The sequence below is a fragment of the Enterococcus sp. AZ079 genome (assembly GCF_050547255.1).
Lineage (GTDB): Bacteria > Bacillota > Bacilli > Lactobacillales > Enterococcaceae > Enterococcus_D > Enterococcus_D casseliflavus.
On record NZ_CP172955.1, the window covers coordinates 1,654,980 to 1,670,231 of the forward strand.

General features: G+C 40.4%; 18 protein-coding genes. 13 read left to right on the forward strand and 5 right to left on the reverse strand.

Features of this window, described 5'->3' with window-relative positions:
* Nucleotides 1–11 precede the first annotated feature (11 nt).
* The 4 genes from IGJ15_RS07970 (at nucleotide 12) to IGJ15_RS07985 (ending at nucleotide 4,398) form a co-directional block, all read left to right on the forward strand.
* Nucleotides 12–650 carry a hypothetical protein gene (locus tag IGJ15_RS07970; protein ID WP_333719166.1) on the forward strand — a complete coding sequence of 213 codons (639 nt, stop codon included), beginning with the start codon at nucleotides 12–14 and terminating at the stop codon, nucleotides 648–650.
* 87 nt (nucleotides 651–737) lie between these two features.
* Complete coding sequence (locus IGJ15_RS07975; protein ID WP_159161339.1) at nucleotides 738–1,406, forward strand: hypothetical protein; 669 nt, start codon at nucleotides 738–740, stop codon at nucleotides 1,404–1,406.
* Nucleotides 1,407–1,421: 15 nt separating this feature from the next.
* Nucleotides 1,422–2,270, forward strand: a complete 849-nt coding sequence (locus tag IGJ15_RS07980) for a sce7725 family protein (protein ID WP_333719165.1) — start codon at nucleotides 1,422–1,424, stop codon at nucleotides 2,268–2,270.
* A 1,717-nt stretch (nucleotides 2,271–3,987) separates the two neighbouring features.
* Nucleotides 3,988–4,398: a hypothetical protein gene (locus IGJ15_RS07985; protein WP_074535832.1), complete on the forward strand. Its 411-nt coding sequence runs from the start codon at nucleotides 3,988–3,990 to the stop codon at nucleotides 4,396–4,398.
* Between the two features lie 159 nt (nucleotides 4,399–4,557).
* On the opposite strand, the gene IGJ15_RS07990 is transcribed toward IGJ15_RS07985, so the two are convergent.
* Nucleotides 4,558–4,944, reverse strand: a complete 387-nt coding sequence (locus tag IGJ15_RS07990; RefSeq protein WP_074535834.1) for a hypothetical protein — start codon at nucleotides 4,942–4,944, stop codon at nucleotides 4,558–4,560.
* A 213-nt stretch (nucleotides 4,945–5,157) separates the two neighbouring features.
* Between IGJ15_RS07990 and IGJ15_RS07995 the strand changes: the two genes are divergently transcribed.
* The 4 genes from IGJ15_RS07995 to IGJ15_RS08010 all read left to right on the forward strand — a co-directional run bounded on the left by IGJ15_RS07995 (nucleotide 5,158) and on the right by IGJ15_RS08010 (nucleotide 6,574).
* A complete protein-coding gene (locus tag IGJ15_RS07995; protein WP_074535836.1) occupies nucleotides 5,158–5,526 on the forward strand; it encodes a hypothetical protein in 369 nt (122 codons plus the stop codon).
* Between the two features lie 36 nt (nucleotides 5,527–5,562).
* Nucleotides 5,563–5,841, forward strand: coding sequence for a hypothetical protein (locus tag IGJ15_RS08000; RefSeq protein WP_010748343.1), 279 nt, complete (start codon nucleotides 5,563–5,565; stop codon nucleotides 5,839–5,841).
* The gene (locus IGJ15_RS08005) at nucleotides 5,838–6,125 is read left to right on the forward strand and encodes a hypothetical protein (RefSeq protein ID WP_005226077.1); all 288 of its coding nucleotides are present in this window, start codon (nucleotides 5,838–5,840) and stop codon (nucleotides 6,123–6,125) included. The genes IGJ15_RS08000 and IGJ15_RS08005 overlap by 4 nt, the downstream gene beginning before the upstream one ends.
* 95 nt (nucleotides 6,126–6,220) lie before the next feature.
* Entirely contained in the window at nucleotides 6,221–6,574 is a 354-nt protein-coding gene (locus IGJ15_RS08010) for a DUF2200 domain-containing protein (RefSeq protein WP_015509694.1), read from the forward strand.
* Between the two features lie 315 nt (nucleotides 6,575–6,889).
* Here IGJ15_RS08010 and rsgA read toward each other — a convergent pair whose 3' ends face one another.
* Both rsgA and mgtE read right to left on the reverse strand, forming a co-directional pair.
* Nucleotides 6,890–7,831 carry a ribosome small subunit-dependent GTPase A gene (gene rsgA / locus IGJ15_RS08015; RefSeq protein ID WP_128489699.1) on the reverse strand — a complete coding sequence of 314 codons (942 nt, stop codon included), beginning with the start codon at nucleotides 7,829–7,831 and terminating at the stop codon, nucleotides 6,890–6,892.
* Nucleotides 7,832–7,983: 152 nt separating this feature from the next.
* Entirely contained in the window at nucleotides 7,984–9,348 is a 1,365-nt protein-coding gene (gene mgtE / locus IGJ15_RS08020; RefSeq protein ID WP_074535841.1) for a magnesium transporter, read from the reverse strand.
* 410 nt (nucleotides 9,349–9,758) lie between these two features.
* Between mgtE and IGJ15_RS08025 the strand changes: the two genes are divergently transcribed.
* Nucleotides 9,759–10,745: a DNA/RNA non-specific endonuclease gene (locus tag IGJ15_RS08025; protein WP_008379949.1), complete on the forward strand. Its 987-nt coding sequence runs from the start codon at nucleotides 9,759–9,761 to the stop codon at nucleotides 10,743–10,745.
* A gap of 32 nt (nucleotides 10,746–10,777) precedes the next feature.
* Here the strand turns inward: IGJ15_RS08025 and IGJ15_RS08030 are convergent, their stop codons facing one another.
* Nucleotides 10,778–11,032: a LexA family protein gene (locus IGJ15_RS08030; protein ID WP_016620130.1), complete on the reverse strand. Its 255-nt coding sequence runs from the start codon at nucleotides 11,030–11,032 to the stop codon at nucleotides 10,778–10,780.
* 340 nt (nucleotides 11,033–11,372) lie between these two features.
* Between IGJ15_RS08030 and IGJ15_RS08035 the strand changes: the two genes are divergently transcribed.
* Nucleotides 11,373–11,858 carry an AmiS/UreI family transporter gene (locus IGJ15_RS08035; protein ID WP_005226071.1) on the forward strand — a complete coding sequence of 162 codons (486 nt, stop codon included), beginning with the start codon at nucleotides 11,373–11,375 and terminating at the stop codon, nucleotides 11,856–11,858.
* A gap of 35 nt (nucleotides 11,859–11,893) precedes the next feature.
* Here the strand turns inward: IGJ15_RS08035 and IGJ15_RS08040 are convergent, their stop codons facing one another.
* Nucleotides 11,894–13,144: a glycosyltransferase gene (locus IGJ15_RS08040; protein ID WP_167823254.1), complete on the reverse strand. Its 1,251-nt coding sequence runs from the start codon at nucleotides 13,142–13,144 to the stop codon at nucleotides 11,894–11,896.
* Nucleotides 13,145–13,306: 162 nt separating this feature from the next.
* On the opposite strand from IGJ15_RS08040, the gene IGJ15_RS08045 reads away from it, so the two are divergent.
* From IGJ15_RS08045 to IGJ15_RS08055, 3 genes are all read left to right on the forward strand, one after another.
* Nucleotides 13,307–13,699, forward strand: a complete 393-nt coding sequence (locus tag IGJ15_RS08045) for a hypothetical protein (protein WP_167823253.1) — start codon at nucleotides 13,307–13,309, stop codon at nucleotides 13,697–13,699.
* A 61-nt stretch (nucleotides 13,700–13,760) separates the two neighbouring features.
* A complete protein-coding gene (locus IGJ15_RS08050) occupies nucleotides 13,761–14,300 on the forward strand; it encodes a sigma-70 family RNA polymerase sigma factor (protein WP_167823252.1) in 540 nt (179 codons plus the stop codon).
* Nucleotides 14,290–15,084, forward strand: coding sequence for a hypothetical protein (locus IGJ15_RS08055; RefSeq protein ID WP_081117174.1), 795 nt, complete (start codon nucleotides 14,290–14,292; stop codon nucleotides 15,082–15,084). The genes IGJ15_RS08050 and IGJ15_RS08055 overlap by 11 nt, the downstream gene beginning before the upstream one ends.
* Nucleotides 15,085–15,252 lie beyond the last annotated feature (168 nt).

Genomic DNA, 15,252 nt, shown 5'->3' on the forward strand with positions numbered 1-15,252 from the left:
GGAGGGATATCATGAACAAATGGCGGTACTTCTACTATCCTTGCCAATTCGGCTGGCACGCAGCACTTCGTAGGCGCAATTTGCTGATGAGTGGTGTATTGGCGATTCTTCTACTGATCATCGCCATCTTTGCAGAGCATTGGCTAGTGCTTTTTCATCGATGGCTACAATATGAAACAAATAGCAGTGAAAATCAGATGGATCTCACGTATGCCAGTTGGCTTTTCTTTTTGCAGTTGCTTCGCTTCGTACTAGGCGTTCTAACTGTAGGCTTGATCGCTGCCTTTTTATGGCACTGCAATCACATGTATCGTTTTCATTTGATGGGGGAGGAGCAGCAATCCCTGAGTATTCGGTTGTTGTTAGGACAGTCTCCGTTGTTAATCACCTTAGAAGAGCTTTTCTTTGTAGGCATTCAAAGCATTGTTATTAGTTTGATAGGGCTTGTCAGCGGTTTGTGGCTTAGTCAAAAAGCACTGCAGGATTTTTTTCATTTCTTTCATTTTCCCGCAGGCTTTACTTTTGAATTTCCCTTTAAAGGTCTATTAATCGCTCAACTTGGTGTGCTCTTGCTGCTTTTTTTGTTACGATTCCGCGGTAAAAAGAGGACGGTTGAAGAGATTCTCGTTAACGGATGCCCGAATAGGTGAGGGGATGATAGGTTGCTTTTATTTCCCTCTTCCAAAATGCGAACGTATGTTTTATAATAGGTGAAACAAGACAAAGGTCGTGAATTTGTGAAGACATCCTTAACTTTAGAAATGGAAGAGGCACTTTATTATTATTGTCGGGAAAACAGTGATATTGTGGTAGAAGAGGTAGTCATGCCAGATGATCACGGCATCGTGGATACTTTGAGTTGTCGCTTGACGACTGAAAATACCTTTGAATGGCGTTGCTACGAACTCAAAGTTAGTTTGGCAGATTTTCGCTCAAAAGCAAAACTATCCTTTATTGGGAATTATAATTATTTTGTCTTACCCAAGGCATTGTATGAGAAAGTCAAAGATCAGATTGCACCTACAATTGGTGTTTTGGTCTATCATGCATTTCTTGAAAAAGAAACGGGCAGCAAAGGGTATTTCAGCGTCGAAAAGAAACCCCAACGGCAAGAGCTGCAGGTTCCAGAAAACGCCTTATTGTTTCGGTTGATTTCGGCACAAGCGCGAGAAGTCGGCAAAGCAAAACAGACTGCTCGAGGATTGCGGGTATTTTCAACAGAACGTTTGTACCAAGAACTGAAGAAACGTCAGCCTGAGTATGACTTGTTCGGTGGTGGAGTCAATTACTATGATCGATTTATTGAAGATACTCAGCTGCAAGCGATCGAAGCCTTGAAAGAAGAATTGGCCGCTACGAGAGCAGCCTATGAAGCGCTGGAAAAACGTTTTTTATCAGGCGAGTAAGAAGGAGAGAAGAAGATGTACTTCCCGTATATTCGTGGAAAACAATTTGATTTATTGGCGTTGAAAGCACTGTTGGAACAAGATTGTTTGTCAGAAGCGATCCAGCCGATCATTGAACCGGTCAAGCAATCAAAAACGTTTTGGACGACTATTGACCTGTTTCAAAAAAAGCAGCATCCTTTTTATCTGGTTCGCAATCCACAGGCGGGGGCTTTTCTGACTGCAGAGGGGTTAGCAGAGTTGCAAAATGTTGCTGCCCCTAAAGCAATGATCGTAGATCGGCCCATTGAAACAGTGGAAGAAAAGCCTGATCTTTGGATCATTCATCAAGCGGACCAAGCACTCGCTAGTGATTGGCGGGAAAATACGCTGCCGGTGCTGGTAAGCAAAGAGTTTCGTTTGTTAAATAAAATCAACGGCCCGAAACTACTGATGGAAGATCCCTTTACCCGTTTACCTAAAAATAGTTTTTATACAGAATGTCCGGAGGAAGGATTTTCAAAAACCCATCATTTTTATCATAAATTGGGCTATGCGGGATTTAGTGATTTTTCTGTCGATAGCAAAATTTATTATGAGCATAGTTATCCCTCAAAACGGTTGGTTTTGCATTGGATCTATCCGACAGCAGAGCAAGACTTGCGAATCGTTCACTTATTTTCTGAGGAAGAATTACCAAATCAGAAAGAAAAGTTTTTCGAAGTCATGGAAGCTTTGTTACAGCATGAAGAAGAGTATCCTACACAAACAGCTGGGCTGCAGCTATTAGTTGCTGCTTATCAGCAAAGGTCGTTTCCTGGTATGGGCGTTATTCGGAAAGCTGCCGTTATGAATCACGTGGAACTCGTCAGTCGTCTTATTTAGTCGCTATACGCATACGATTGTAGGCTCTAACAAAATACTGCCATTTATTGTACAAAACACCTTGATTGCACCCATTGTTTTCAGGATAGTGATAAAATCAGGGAAAAGGAGTTGGCGCTCGTGGGAACAAAAGATAGAGAATATTATCGAAATGAAGGAAAAGAATTTGAAAAAAATAAGAAAAACCTGCTTATTCGACGTTTAAATCAACTAATCGTTGTCTTGGTCATTTTGATCATTGTCTTTTCGGCGATCCTGTATTACATAGTTTGAAACTTTTGTTGCTGTCATTGCTTTATTGGCAGCAATAAAACGAAAATTGTACTTAGATGACTGTGAACCCTTGATTAGGACTCGCTATGGGAATCTGATCCGTTTAGGTGAAAACTGAACGCAACGAAACGTTTCTTGTTTATCGCTGCTGGTTTGCCTGTGATCAAGATTCCCATTAGGCTATTAGTTACTGGGTTAAGTACGAATCATTACTGATAAGATCGTGAACAACAATACTTGACTGATTCATTGAGTTTGGCCAGCAGCTGCAAACCAAAGCTTGAATTCAAAGATTCAAGAATCAACAAAATCAAATACAGACAAAGGTACAGAGATAATTTGTCAGTTGATTTTCTTGTCAGTCGTAAAATAAACAAAAATCCTAAACTATCGCTCAAATAACCGTTTTTTTGGATTATGCTGCCAATTAGGTGAATTTGAAGGAAATAATCCTAAATAAGAGGGAGGAGAGCCGTAAAATTACCAGTTAAATACGGTGTTCGAAAAATTTTATATTTTAGTTTACATAATATATATTATACAAAGTTATATTCGAAAAAGAGTTCGTGATATTTTAGACAGTTCAAGTCAATTTTGCATCATTTTACCTCCCTCCGAATGACTTTTATCAGAAAATTGTCTCTAATTCATCTAAAATTTAACTAAAGCTAAGAATTTCTTATTTTACAAGTTTCTTCAGATTCTTTTTGGATTTACTAATCAACAGATTGTTAACGGTCTTGTAGCAAGTTACATACGGATTCGTCTTTTTTATCTCAGCAAATACAGAATCAAGCTATCAGCCTTGATTCACGAACCAATCGGTTTGATTGTATGCTATAATCATGTTGAAAATCTTTGAGCTTTTACCTAGAACTTTATTCATATATAGCCAATCCATTTCAAAGTTCTTACACAAGTAGTTAGACGTTGCAAATGCCAGCAAATATCTATTACATGATTCGATAAAAAAGAACCCTAAAATCATGTAGATAATTTAGGGTATTTCGTTATTTAATATAATTGTAATGTTCATAGGTCGACATAAACGTCCATATTTTGCTAAAAAAGTCTGAATAAAGCGCCGTTGATCATTCCTTGGAATACTAGAATCATGGCAAGTAAAATCAAACCAGCAGCTACCCATAAGCTTATTTTTCCTTTTCGTCGACTGCTGAACGGGTTTTGCTTCAAGTTGCCACTCGTCAGGATGAAATACATAATCATGCTGAATGATATGAGCAAAATAATTTCTATCCCTATACCTAACCATAATCGCTGATTGTTTATTATTGTCATTTTATCACCTCAACTCATTTTACCATTAATGAGTTGCAGACTACTGATTTGCCTGGTTTGCAGCTTGTTTTTTCCACTGTGTAATTAACACCCGATAAAAGCAATTCCATCCGTATAAGCTGACAATTTTAAAAGGAGAATAATAATGAAAAAGAAGAAGCAATTAAAGCTAGTCTTTTTACCAAAAATCTGGGCGTCACTCCTCTACTTGCTTTTCGTGTTCACAGCCCTCTTCCTCTACTTATCAAAGTACTTGGACGTTTCTTTCTTTACTTCGATGTATCCTGACTTTTATCTTCATATCTCCAATTTTTCGATTAGTTTGATTATTGGCTTACTGGGGTACTTTTGGCTTCTCGTAGGTGCGCCATTTAAAGCCGTCACGCTATTGACCCTGCTCTTACTCATTGCCAATCTATTGAGCGAGACTGTCTTGGGCTTTATGAACACCCCTGATCGAATCGATTTACTTTTTGGGATTGCAGGAACGCTCGTCGCATATTTTACTTTGGCAATGATCAAAAGACACGGTTTAGTCAAGAATCAATCGGTTTGATTCAAACAGTCGTGACTTCTCCTTATATGATCCCCCTTGCTACTTAGGTTCAACCCATTTTTTGGGAAAAGAAACATCTTGCTGCAGTGATTTAGCCGAAAAAAGCACTCAATAAAGGGAGTGCTTTTTTTCGTTTCCATTGGCGATACTTTCGTATGGCTAGTCACTTGGTAGCCAATACAATGGACTTAGCTGTAGATTTTCCCAATACGGGTTGTGAAACCCTATCAAATAGTGCATAGCTAAATACCCAAAAATCATAAAGCCAAATGACAAAGTCACGATCCGTCCCCACCGTGGTATTTCTTTGATAAATAGACCTAGCATACCTATCAATAAGGGGAACGAATAATTAAACAGTAAATCACTTCTAATATTTTGGTTCCGAGGATCCTTCATTATTTTGTCATTTAAGCCCCAACTTATGCCGACGATCACAAACATAAGCGCCAGAATAGTCAATCGTTTGGGATCAAAAAGCCACTGTTCTTTATCTTTCCTACTTGCAAAGTAGATCGTAAGCAGGACCACGATTAATCCAGACATACTATTCTCCTTTTTCGCCAGCTATTTTCTAAAACGTTCATGATTACTTCAGGATAAATTATAACATATATAGTATAAAAAAACGATACCCGCCACTATCCCCTTGTTTGATGCACTTTTTAGATGTTTCATAGAAGAATCAGAAATTTAAAAATCTGTTCGCTTTACAAAAGAGAACGTATGTTTGTATTATATAGATAAGAGGTGATTGCTATGGGTATGCTGCAACCATATGAAGATCGGAAAAAGCTAAAGTGGCAAGGATTCTTTTTATCTGAGCATACAACTGAAATTGAAGAAGAGCCGACACGCACGTTTGATTGTCCGCCTAAGCCGTCACTCACAACGGAAGAAATCAATCAATGCTTATTCGAAGCGATGAAAAAGAATCTAACTGTGGCGATCCAACGAGAAGAAGTCAATGAAGAAGGTGGCTATCCCCCAGATATTGTCGGAAAAATCAACGGATACGACACATTGGGCATTTATTTGACGGGAGAAACCACAGAAAAAATTCATTATGATGAGATTCGTCATGTTGCTTTTTATGAAGAGAAAAAATGGTTTGATCTCAACGAATGATCCGCTTTTTACTACTTACTAAAGGAGGAATACCTGATGCAAACACAAAAAGGCGCTGTCTCAAAAATAAGGATCGTCTCCTTTGCCCCCTCCCCTTTGGTCCGCTTTACACTAGGCACCACCAACTGTTTGATTGCGAAGCACAGTTTGAATTTTTTAGGCGATGTTGATGAGGGCATGTTTCTAACTGTGGGTGGCTATTGGAATAAGCGCCACCAATTCGTGGTGCAAAAGTATACGGTATACGGCAAAACAAAAATCATGTTGGATATCGATGCCTATCGACAAAAAACAGTAAAGGCGGGTTCATTATGAGAGCAAGAGACCTCTTGACAGCACTGACAACGTCGTCGAGTGCAGCAGATTACCAAGGAATTTATTTAACTTACAAAGAAAACCTGATTCCTTTTACGACGATCGCACAAGATAGTCATAACCAATTGATTTTATTTTTCGAACCCAAAAAGCCTGCTTTGACTCTGAAAGAATTATATACACAGCTAATGCTGCATAAGAATTTGGACTTGCTCTATTGGGATGGCGAGTCACGACAAAAGGTATTGGGGTTTCGTGAACAAGAAGAAAAAATCATCCTTTAGTCCCCTCGCCTATTTTGGCACACAACAAACGTTGAAAATCTCGGCAAAAAGAAAAAAATGAAGTATACTTTGTGTAAAGACTAAAGGAGTTTATCATGAAAAATCAAAAGATTACCCAAATGAGTTTTGCGAAAGTCTATCCTCTGTATATTGCCAAAGCAGAACGGAAAAATCGGACAAAAGAAGAAGTAGATCAGATTATTACCTGGCTGACTGGGTATGACCAAGAAACACTCCAACAGATGGCTGATGATGTTTCTTTTGAACGCTTTTTTAAGCAAGCCCCTCAGCTCAATCCTGCACGAAAACAGATTACTGGTGTGATTTGCGGGATTCGGGTAGAAGAGATCGAAGAGCCAATAGTTCAAGAAATTCGTTACCTAGATAAACTGATCGATGAATTGGCGAAAGGAAAAGCCATGACGAAAATTCTGCGCTCTGCTGAATGAGGCGTTTTTTTCGAGTTGCTATTTAAGAATCAACGCTTTATACTAGAAATACCTTGGCAGGGGCAAATCATTGCTCAAAACACAGTGGGACAACACCCCACTGTGTTTTTTTATCCTGCTTTTCTTGACGACAGCTTGTAACCAGGCAGGCGATCTTAGTTTAGTTCAACCACTTAGCATGTAGTGCCCTTTGGAATTGGCCGCCTTTTCGTGAAAACACAAGAACGTTGGCTGCGGCTCTCCTCTTCTTTACTCAACAAGGCGCTCTTGACACGTACAAAAAAGCACTCCTCTTATAGAAAGGAGTGCTAACTATTACTTTTTCATTTCTTTGATCTGTTCTTTTCGTTTCAAATACGCCAGCTCTTTTTCCATTTTGCGATAGCGAGCGAAGGCTGCTTCTGAAAGCTCACCGGCAGCAATAGCTGCTTTGACCGCACATTTCGGTTCTGTTTCATGCTGACAGTCTCTGAAGAAACAACCTTCAGCATATTGACTGATCGCTTCAAAGGATTGCTCGATCGAAGCTGACCGAACGGTACTGATGCCAACTTCCCGCATGCCAGGAGTATCGATGATCATTGCGCCAGAGGGCAGTGTGAACAACTGGCGACTCGTCGTCGTGTGTCGTCCTCGACTATCCTCTCGTATGTCATTGGTTTTTTGAACGGCTTGCTCCATGAGCTGATTTAATAAGCTGGACTTCCCAACGCCTGACGAACCGATAAATGCACTGATTTTTCCGTCTGAAAAGTAGGCTTCTGTCAGCAATTCGTTCGGTTCATAAATAGAAGTAGCGAATGCTTTCACACCAAAAGCATCGTTTAATGCTTGCAACAGCTCTGCTTTTTCATCAGCTGTGACTTGATCGGCTTTGGTCAAGAGAATCACTGGGTTAGCGCCACTGTCCCAAGCGATCGTGACAAAGCGCTCTAACCGAGCGAAATTGAATTCTTCATTGGCGCTGGTTGCAATAAAAACCGTGTCGATGTTCGCAGCGATCCCTTGTTCATCCGTCCGATTTCCAGCTACTTTTCGTTGTAAAAAACTCTTTCGTGGGAGCAAAGCATCAATCAAGAAATGATCTTGATCATACACCTGCCCTTGGACAAAATCACCAACAATAGGATAATCCTTTGGCACTCGTGCCTGTTGACGAAATTTTCCTGAAACGGTTGCTAAACATTCTTCTCCTGTGGTCAGGCGGACTTTTGCGATATCCTTAGCCTGAAAGACCACGATTCCTTGTTTTTCCATGATTTCCCTCCAGTTAATTAGGAGGCCGCACTTAAAAAGAGAAACCTCCGAGTTGATGTTGCTTCATTTGATTTGTCATAGGACATTTCCCCTTTCTATGTTGTGCTCATCATGCGATGTCGCTTTATTATACCACTGGAACGGACAGTATGCTAAAGCAAATGACCCAAAAGAACATTTACTGAAACGAAGTAGATAAACAAGCCAGCAATATCTTTGATCGAGGTGATGATCGGTGCCGAACCGGCTGCTTGGTCGATGTTTAGTTTAATAAGTACAAACGGGACTAAAAAGCCAAGTGCTGCGGCTAAGGTCATAGCAAAAACTAATGAAATCCCAACAGCGACCCCTAACATCGGGATCCCTTGCCAAAGTGAAGCAGCGGTTCCAGAGATGATCCCGACGATCAAGCCTAGACTCAAACCGATCCAAACTTCTTTAAAGAAATGGCGGGTGAAGGTTGAAAGATCAATATGCCCTAACGACATTCCCCGAACAAATACAGTAGAGGATTGTGTACCAACGTTTCCACCCATATCCATGATCAAAGGAATAAAAATCGCAACGGCTGCCACCGACTCCAACGTTTGTTCAAATTCATCAATGACGACCCCAGCTAAAAGCCCAGCAACAAGCGTGATCACTAAGAATGGCAAGCGGACTTTCCAGATTTGCCACAGGCTGCCATTGATCAAAACATTACTACGGTCTGCTTCATTAGAAGCAACATCGACTAAACCAGCGGCATTAAACATGTCTTCCGTTGTTTCTTGCTCGATGACATCGATCGCGTCATCGACGGTAATGATCCCAACGATTCGTGATTCCTTGTCTACGACTGGCAGCGCAATGATATCTAGTTCATTTAGCAAACGGGCTGCTTCTTCCTGGTCGGTGTCCGTGGTCACATAAATAACTTTTTGGGACATGATCTCACTGATGCGTTGCTCCCCTTGTGCCATTAAGAGATCTTTCAGCGACAAAACACCTTCTAACGTTTTCGTTTGATCAGTAACATAAAGCGTATAGATCGTTTCTTTTTCTTTGGCTTGCATTCGCACTTTTTCTAACGCTTGATTGACCGTCATATCTTTTTTCAATGTGATGAATTCCGGTGTCATCAAACGACCCGCAGTTTCGGCTTCATACCCTAGTAAGAGGTTTGTTGCAGCACGTTCATCCGGTGCCATTGATTGTAAAAGTTTTTGTGTTACGGTCGCTGGCAACTCATCCAAGAGTCTTACTCGGACATCTGGTGCCATTTCGTTCACAAACTCGGTTGCCCGTTCATCGGTGAAAGAGCGTAATAAGTGTTGTTGTGTAGCTGGTGTCAAATCTTCAAACAGGATAAGTGCTTTATCTTTCGGTAATAGTCGGAAAACGATCACTTTTTCATCCGCGGATAAATTGCTGAACAATTGTAACAACGGCAGCTCTTCCATTCCTGATACGAGTTCTTTTAATTTTTCAGAGTCTTTCTGATTTAAATAATGTAAGATGGTTTCTTGCTGGTTCATGGGATACACTCCTTCTCCTGTAATTTTGCTCAAAGAAAGAAAGGAAATCGTTCAGAAAATTGTCCAGATTTCTTTCGTTTGAAGGTTGCGTGCTATACAGCTGAAATTTCGTTCCGCAGCTGGAGATGCCTGTTATTAAAACAAGCATCAAAGGGAAATAGCAACAACTTTATTCATTATATCACATAGTTTTTTTAAAACATGAAAAATTTGACTTGCAAATAAAAAAAAACCATTCAGGCATGTTCCCTTGGTAAAGAAAGTGGGTTAAGAACATTTGAGATCAAAAAGCAAAAGAAACCTGAAAGTTCTGTAAAACGCTCCATGCAAATGGTATGATGAATGGGTTGCAGTTTTTTTACTCCCCGTTTATGCTAACTATACATCAATGAAAAGAGAGGCAAAAAAAGATGGCAAAGAAAAAAACATTTATCGGATCGGTCACTGCGCTTCTCGCACTCGCAGCAGTCGGATTTAGTTTCCTACACAGTAATGATCTATTCCCAAATCACAAAACACCATCATCAGAAGTGGCAGTCACTTCTGCTAAGGATATTCGTGCAGATGAGCTGGCACAGTTAACTTACCAAGGCACCCAAACGATTGAAGTCAATCAGAACATTCCTGAGTTTTCAGAAGATGATCTTTCCCTTGAAAATGGCGCCTGGGAAGCATACGGCGACCTCGATCACCTCAATCGTGCGACATCTGCTGAAGCAATGTTGAATCAATCCTTGATGCCCACGGAAAAGCGTGGCGATATTTCCAGTGTGAAACCGACAGGTTGGCGTAATAAACAGCTCCCCAATGGGAAATATTTATATAATCGAACCCACTTGATTGGCTTTGCTTTAGCTGGCGAAAATGCAAACTGGAAGAATCTGATCACAGGGACAAGTCAGTTGAACAATCCCGAGATGTTGCGCTTAGAAATGGATATCAACTATTATCTCAAGCAAGATAAAAATCATTATGTCCGATATTCCGTCACCCCGATCTATCGCGATGACGAGCTGGTTGCCCGTGGGGTACAGATGCAAGCCCAATCTATTGGCGAGGATACGATCCAATTCAACTATTATATCTTCAACATCCAAGATGGTGTCACAATCAACTATGCGGATGGTAGCAGCGAGATTTCCAACGAAGATATGACGCAGCCGGAGAATGCTACAAGTAGTGAAAACAACACGACAACAGCCACTTCTCAAAGCAGTGAAACAGAGGAAAAACAGAAAGAATATGTCGATCAACAAGGAAACGGTTTGATCAAAGGATCAAGAAGCGGCATCTATCATTTGCCCGGATCTAAATACTACGAGGATACTACCAACCCGAAAGAATGGTTCAAAACCATCGCTGAAGCGGAAGCTGCCGGCTACCGTGCACCAAAATAAAAAAGCCTTAGGCTTTTTTATTTTGGTTTTATTTATTCTTCGTTGGCTTGTGCTTGTCGCAACACTTTGACATAGGCCTTCCCTTCGTCTGTAAAACGAACCGAACGTGACTTAAAGCGATAAGCTCGGTAAATCAGGCCTCTTTTTTCAAGACGCAATAAATGACGATAAACCAAAGAAGTTGTTTTTATCTCTTCATTGGCACAGATTTCTCGTATGGTAGGTGCGCAACCTTGAGCTTGCATATATTCGTCAATAAAAAGTAAGATTCGATCTTTTCTCGGCATAATTCCTCCTTTCCGCAAAACAGTCTTCACTGCTGCAAATTCGTAAAAACCGATAAGCTACTGCCTCGTCAGCTTTTTGTCCAATTAATACACTGAAAATCTATTGTTCCTCTCTCTTTTCCCATTCTTCCAACGAGTTAAAGTTACTTTTAAACGCTGGAATTTTCCCCTTAACGAGAAAAGCATCGGCTAGCAGCGCTCTTTGGTATTGATTTTATCAAATTTAGCAGCAAAAATAGCAAATTTCAAAATTATTTTCCTTTTTATTGACCTAAAAATAAATAGAGCTATTATTTTTTCTTAGAATTTGTTATTCTAAATTTAAGTAAAGGAGGATTTTATGTTAGGGATCGGTTTATTTTTTGTAGGAATTACTTTGATAATCAACGGATGGGGCAGCTTACTTCACATTGACTACCGCTCACTTGCTTTGATCAATCTTTTTACAGGTACGTTATCTTTTATTATCAATCTAATCTATATGCTTCAAGGCGCTTATTATGAAGCAGGCACTGGCTTTCTCTTTGCCTTCACGTATTTGTTGGTAGGGATCATTTACCTTTTTGATTTAGATCTACGTATTTATGGGATTTTCGCACTATTCGTAGCCATCAATACCTTACCTTTTGCTTGGGTCTCTTGGCAATGGGAGCAAGATCCCCTCTTTGCATTGATTTGGTTAACATGGGGAGCGTTATGGTTTTGCGGCTTTTTGGATACGATCGTGAAGGTAAACTTTGGTCGTAAGATTCATTATTTTGCGATCGCTTGTGGTATCTTCACTACGTGGGTCCCAGGCTTGCTGATGCTAGTAGATCTCTATTAAAAAAGAGTGATTATCTCAATGATAATCGCTCTTTTTTAATAGGAAAATTTAGAAAAATTGTTTTTTTCTAAAAAGTGTTCAATCTCCTGCATCGCTTTCTGAGGACCATTTGTCGGGAAATCCTTCTTTAACTGATAGGCTTGTTGGCAAATCTTCGGAGCTCCAACCTCAGTCAGGGCAGCTTCCAGCTTTTTCTCAGTTAATGGTTTTGTCAGCGCGATTGCATTGCCATACGCCACGCAGTACTGAATATTGCAGCATTGCTCATAGTGCATCCCAATTCCGATAAACGGCTTCCCAGATGCACAAGCTGTTTGAACAGTCCCTTCCCCACCATGGATAAAAGAAAAATCGATATGCTCATGCAATAGATGACTTGGCAGATATTCGGTCAAGAACAGATTCTCTGAGTCGTTGTGTTTCCCCTTGAGTAGATGTGTAACCGGAGCAATGATCGCTAGTTCCGAACGGTTTCGCAAGAAAGCTAAGATTTTTCGCACCATGCGCGGATTCCCCGAACTGCCCATCGCAAAATAAACGATTCGTTTTCTTTCCCGCCGCTTTTGTTGAATAAAAGTCAACACTTCGTCTGGTAAAGAAGACCCGAGCTTCGCAAAAATCGGCCCAACGATTTGATAATTTTCTGGCAGCTGCTCTTTCGTTAAAAATAAATCAGGAGTGGTGATGAGATTTAAATCAGCGTCCATCATTCGTAAGCTCGTTTCAGGCATAAAAAGTTTTTCTGTTTGAGCAGCGTGTTTGAATGCTCGGGGCATCCAGCGGGATTTTACCAATTGTTTTCTTATCCAATACCAAAGTGGTTTCCTTAGCGGTCCGAAGAAACGCAAACTAGAAGGGATAAATGCGCTATCTGATCGAAAAAAGGGATCGCTCATCGCATAGGGTTTTACGTAGACTAAGGGAATCTGTTTGCTGCGAGCTGATAGAAAGATCGTGACATTCGATCCAGTTACAATGACCTGAGGAGCAAGTTTATCGATCAGCTTTTGTTCGCTCAGAATACGCGCGGCAACCATCTCTTTGGTGAAGGGATTTTTGATTGAGCGTAGTTGATCTAATTTTATGATCTGTTCCTCTTGTTTTTCTGTCAGAGTCGGCGTCAGCAAATGGTACGTAAAGCCACTTTCAGTGATAAGTGAAGCAAAGGTATTTGAAAAACCAAAGAACTCGCAGTGGTGATTTCCTTGCATTTGTTTAGCGACTTCGATCATCCTTGTCGTTTCAGCCAAGTTGAATACCGCAGGCGCAAAAAGAATCGTTGGCATGAAATCCTCCTTATATATCGAGTCCATCCACTCGTTTCTTTCAAGTATACTAAAAGTAGGCACATGTAGGAGTAGTTTTTTTGCAGACCTTCTCGTTCATCTTTTTACATTATTTAACTAAAAATTTGCTATAATAAAGAAAACCTTTCAAGGAGTAAACCAATGCAAAAAAAAATATCTTCCTTGCGGCTTAGTACATTATCAAGCGGGCTCATTCTCTTTGCTTTCTTTTTCTTGATTCAACAATTTTGGGAAATGGTTGTTTCTGACTTTGCACTTTTGCCTTCGCTGGCATTCATCCAAATTCTCTTGATGATCCTTTCAACCTTTCTCATTAGCAAGTTTGTTAAAAAACGCTCGTGGCGGCAAGTGCTTTTTGGCAGCTACCTATTCATCATCGGCTCGCTATTTTCTTTCTGGCTAGCAAATAATCCATTGGAGCTGCAAGCAGTCATTCTTTATATGATAGGCGCTTTTTTTGGCGGCATTCTTTGGGAATATTTGGCCCAGCGCTTGGCAACAGATCTTCTGGCCAAAGAACATGAACCTCGTTAACAGAGGTTTTTTTCTTTTTCTGATAGAAAAGGCAAACATTCTTCGTATATAGTGTGAAGGGGTGAAAAAGGTGCAGGATGAAGAAATCATTGAACGAATCAAAAAGAAAGACTATGCCGGCTTAGAAGAACTGTTAGCTGTTTATGGTGATAGCATGCTGAGGACGATTCATAGTGTCCTCTCCCAACCGCATGAAGTGAGCGAGCGCCAAGATGTAGCGAACGAAGTTTTTTACGAGGTTTGGCAAAAGATTGCTGCGTACCAACCAGAAAGAAGCCGCTTGATTACTTGGCTGCTTTTGATCAGTCGTAGTCGTGCGATTGACCACAAGCGGAAGTTGAACAAGCGCTCACTGGAAGAAAAACCTGTTGATGAGCAGGAACTAGCTATTGAAGAATCACCTTTGACAAAGGAAACCTTTTTGGGCTTTATTGAAGACCTTGAAGCCCTTGATCAAAGGATTTTTCTGCTCTACTATTTTTACCAAGAGTCACCAGAAACCATCGCAGAGCAGACGAACTTAAATGTCTCAGCGATCTACAATCGTCTTTCCCGTGGCCGCAAACGCTTAAAAGAAAGGATGACTATCGATGGATTTTAAACAGTTAGTCTTAAATGAAAACAATTCACTGACAAAAATATCTGAACAAGTAAAAGCAACAACTTTCGAGCTGTCCAAACAATATGTTTTCTTGCAAGATCTATTAGAGGAGCTTCAGACGCTTTTAGCAAAAGACGAAACGATTCTTGGCTATCTGCCTTTGACGCCAGATGGAAACCTCGCCTTCGCCAATCAAGGACTTGGCGCCTATGCCTATGCAACAACCGAGAAAGCAAAAGCATACCGTGACATCTTTCATGATACCCGCGGCAATCGTTTGTTAGTTTTCACAGAAACCCGCATGCTTTTTCTGGTCATCATCGACTATTTAGAAAGTAACACCTATTTCAGTTACCCCTATGAGACCATCAAGGCGTTCACGATCAAGCCAAGAAAGCTGATGAAGCACGAATCACCAGAGGATAAAGAACAATTCCATTGGGGCTATTTCGACTTTCAGGCAGGGACGCACATTTTCTCAGAAGTACTGACGAAAAAAGACTACGAATTATTTACGTCCTATCATGAATCGATCCCTGCACTCAAGAAAATTCCGATTCAAAACAAAGTTTACCGAGCAGCGAAATATCAGTATTTCCTGAGTAATTGGCATTTCAGTTTTCGCTTGATGACCGCTTTCAACCTGCTTTTTCTGCTGCTGTTTGTATTAATGATTCTCGGATTTTTCTTACACATTGGTCCACTAAAAGGATTTTATTATAAGGATCTGTTGGACATAGGTATGGTCATTTCCCTTTTTTATAGTAAGAACATCTTGCCATAAGAAAGGACTGCTGCTCCTTCCTAGGCATTTCTTTTATATCAATTGAATAAAGCACCAGATTTTCTACAAAAGAGTACCCCTTGCAGGATTCAAGTCAAAATGAATGCTGCAAGAGGTATTTTTTGTCTCGGACTATTGGGATATTCCTAACCGTTCGTTTTTTCATTT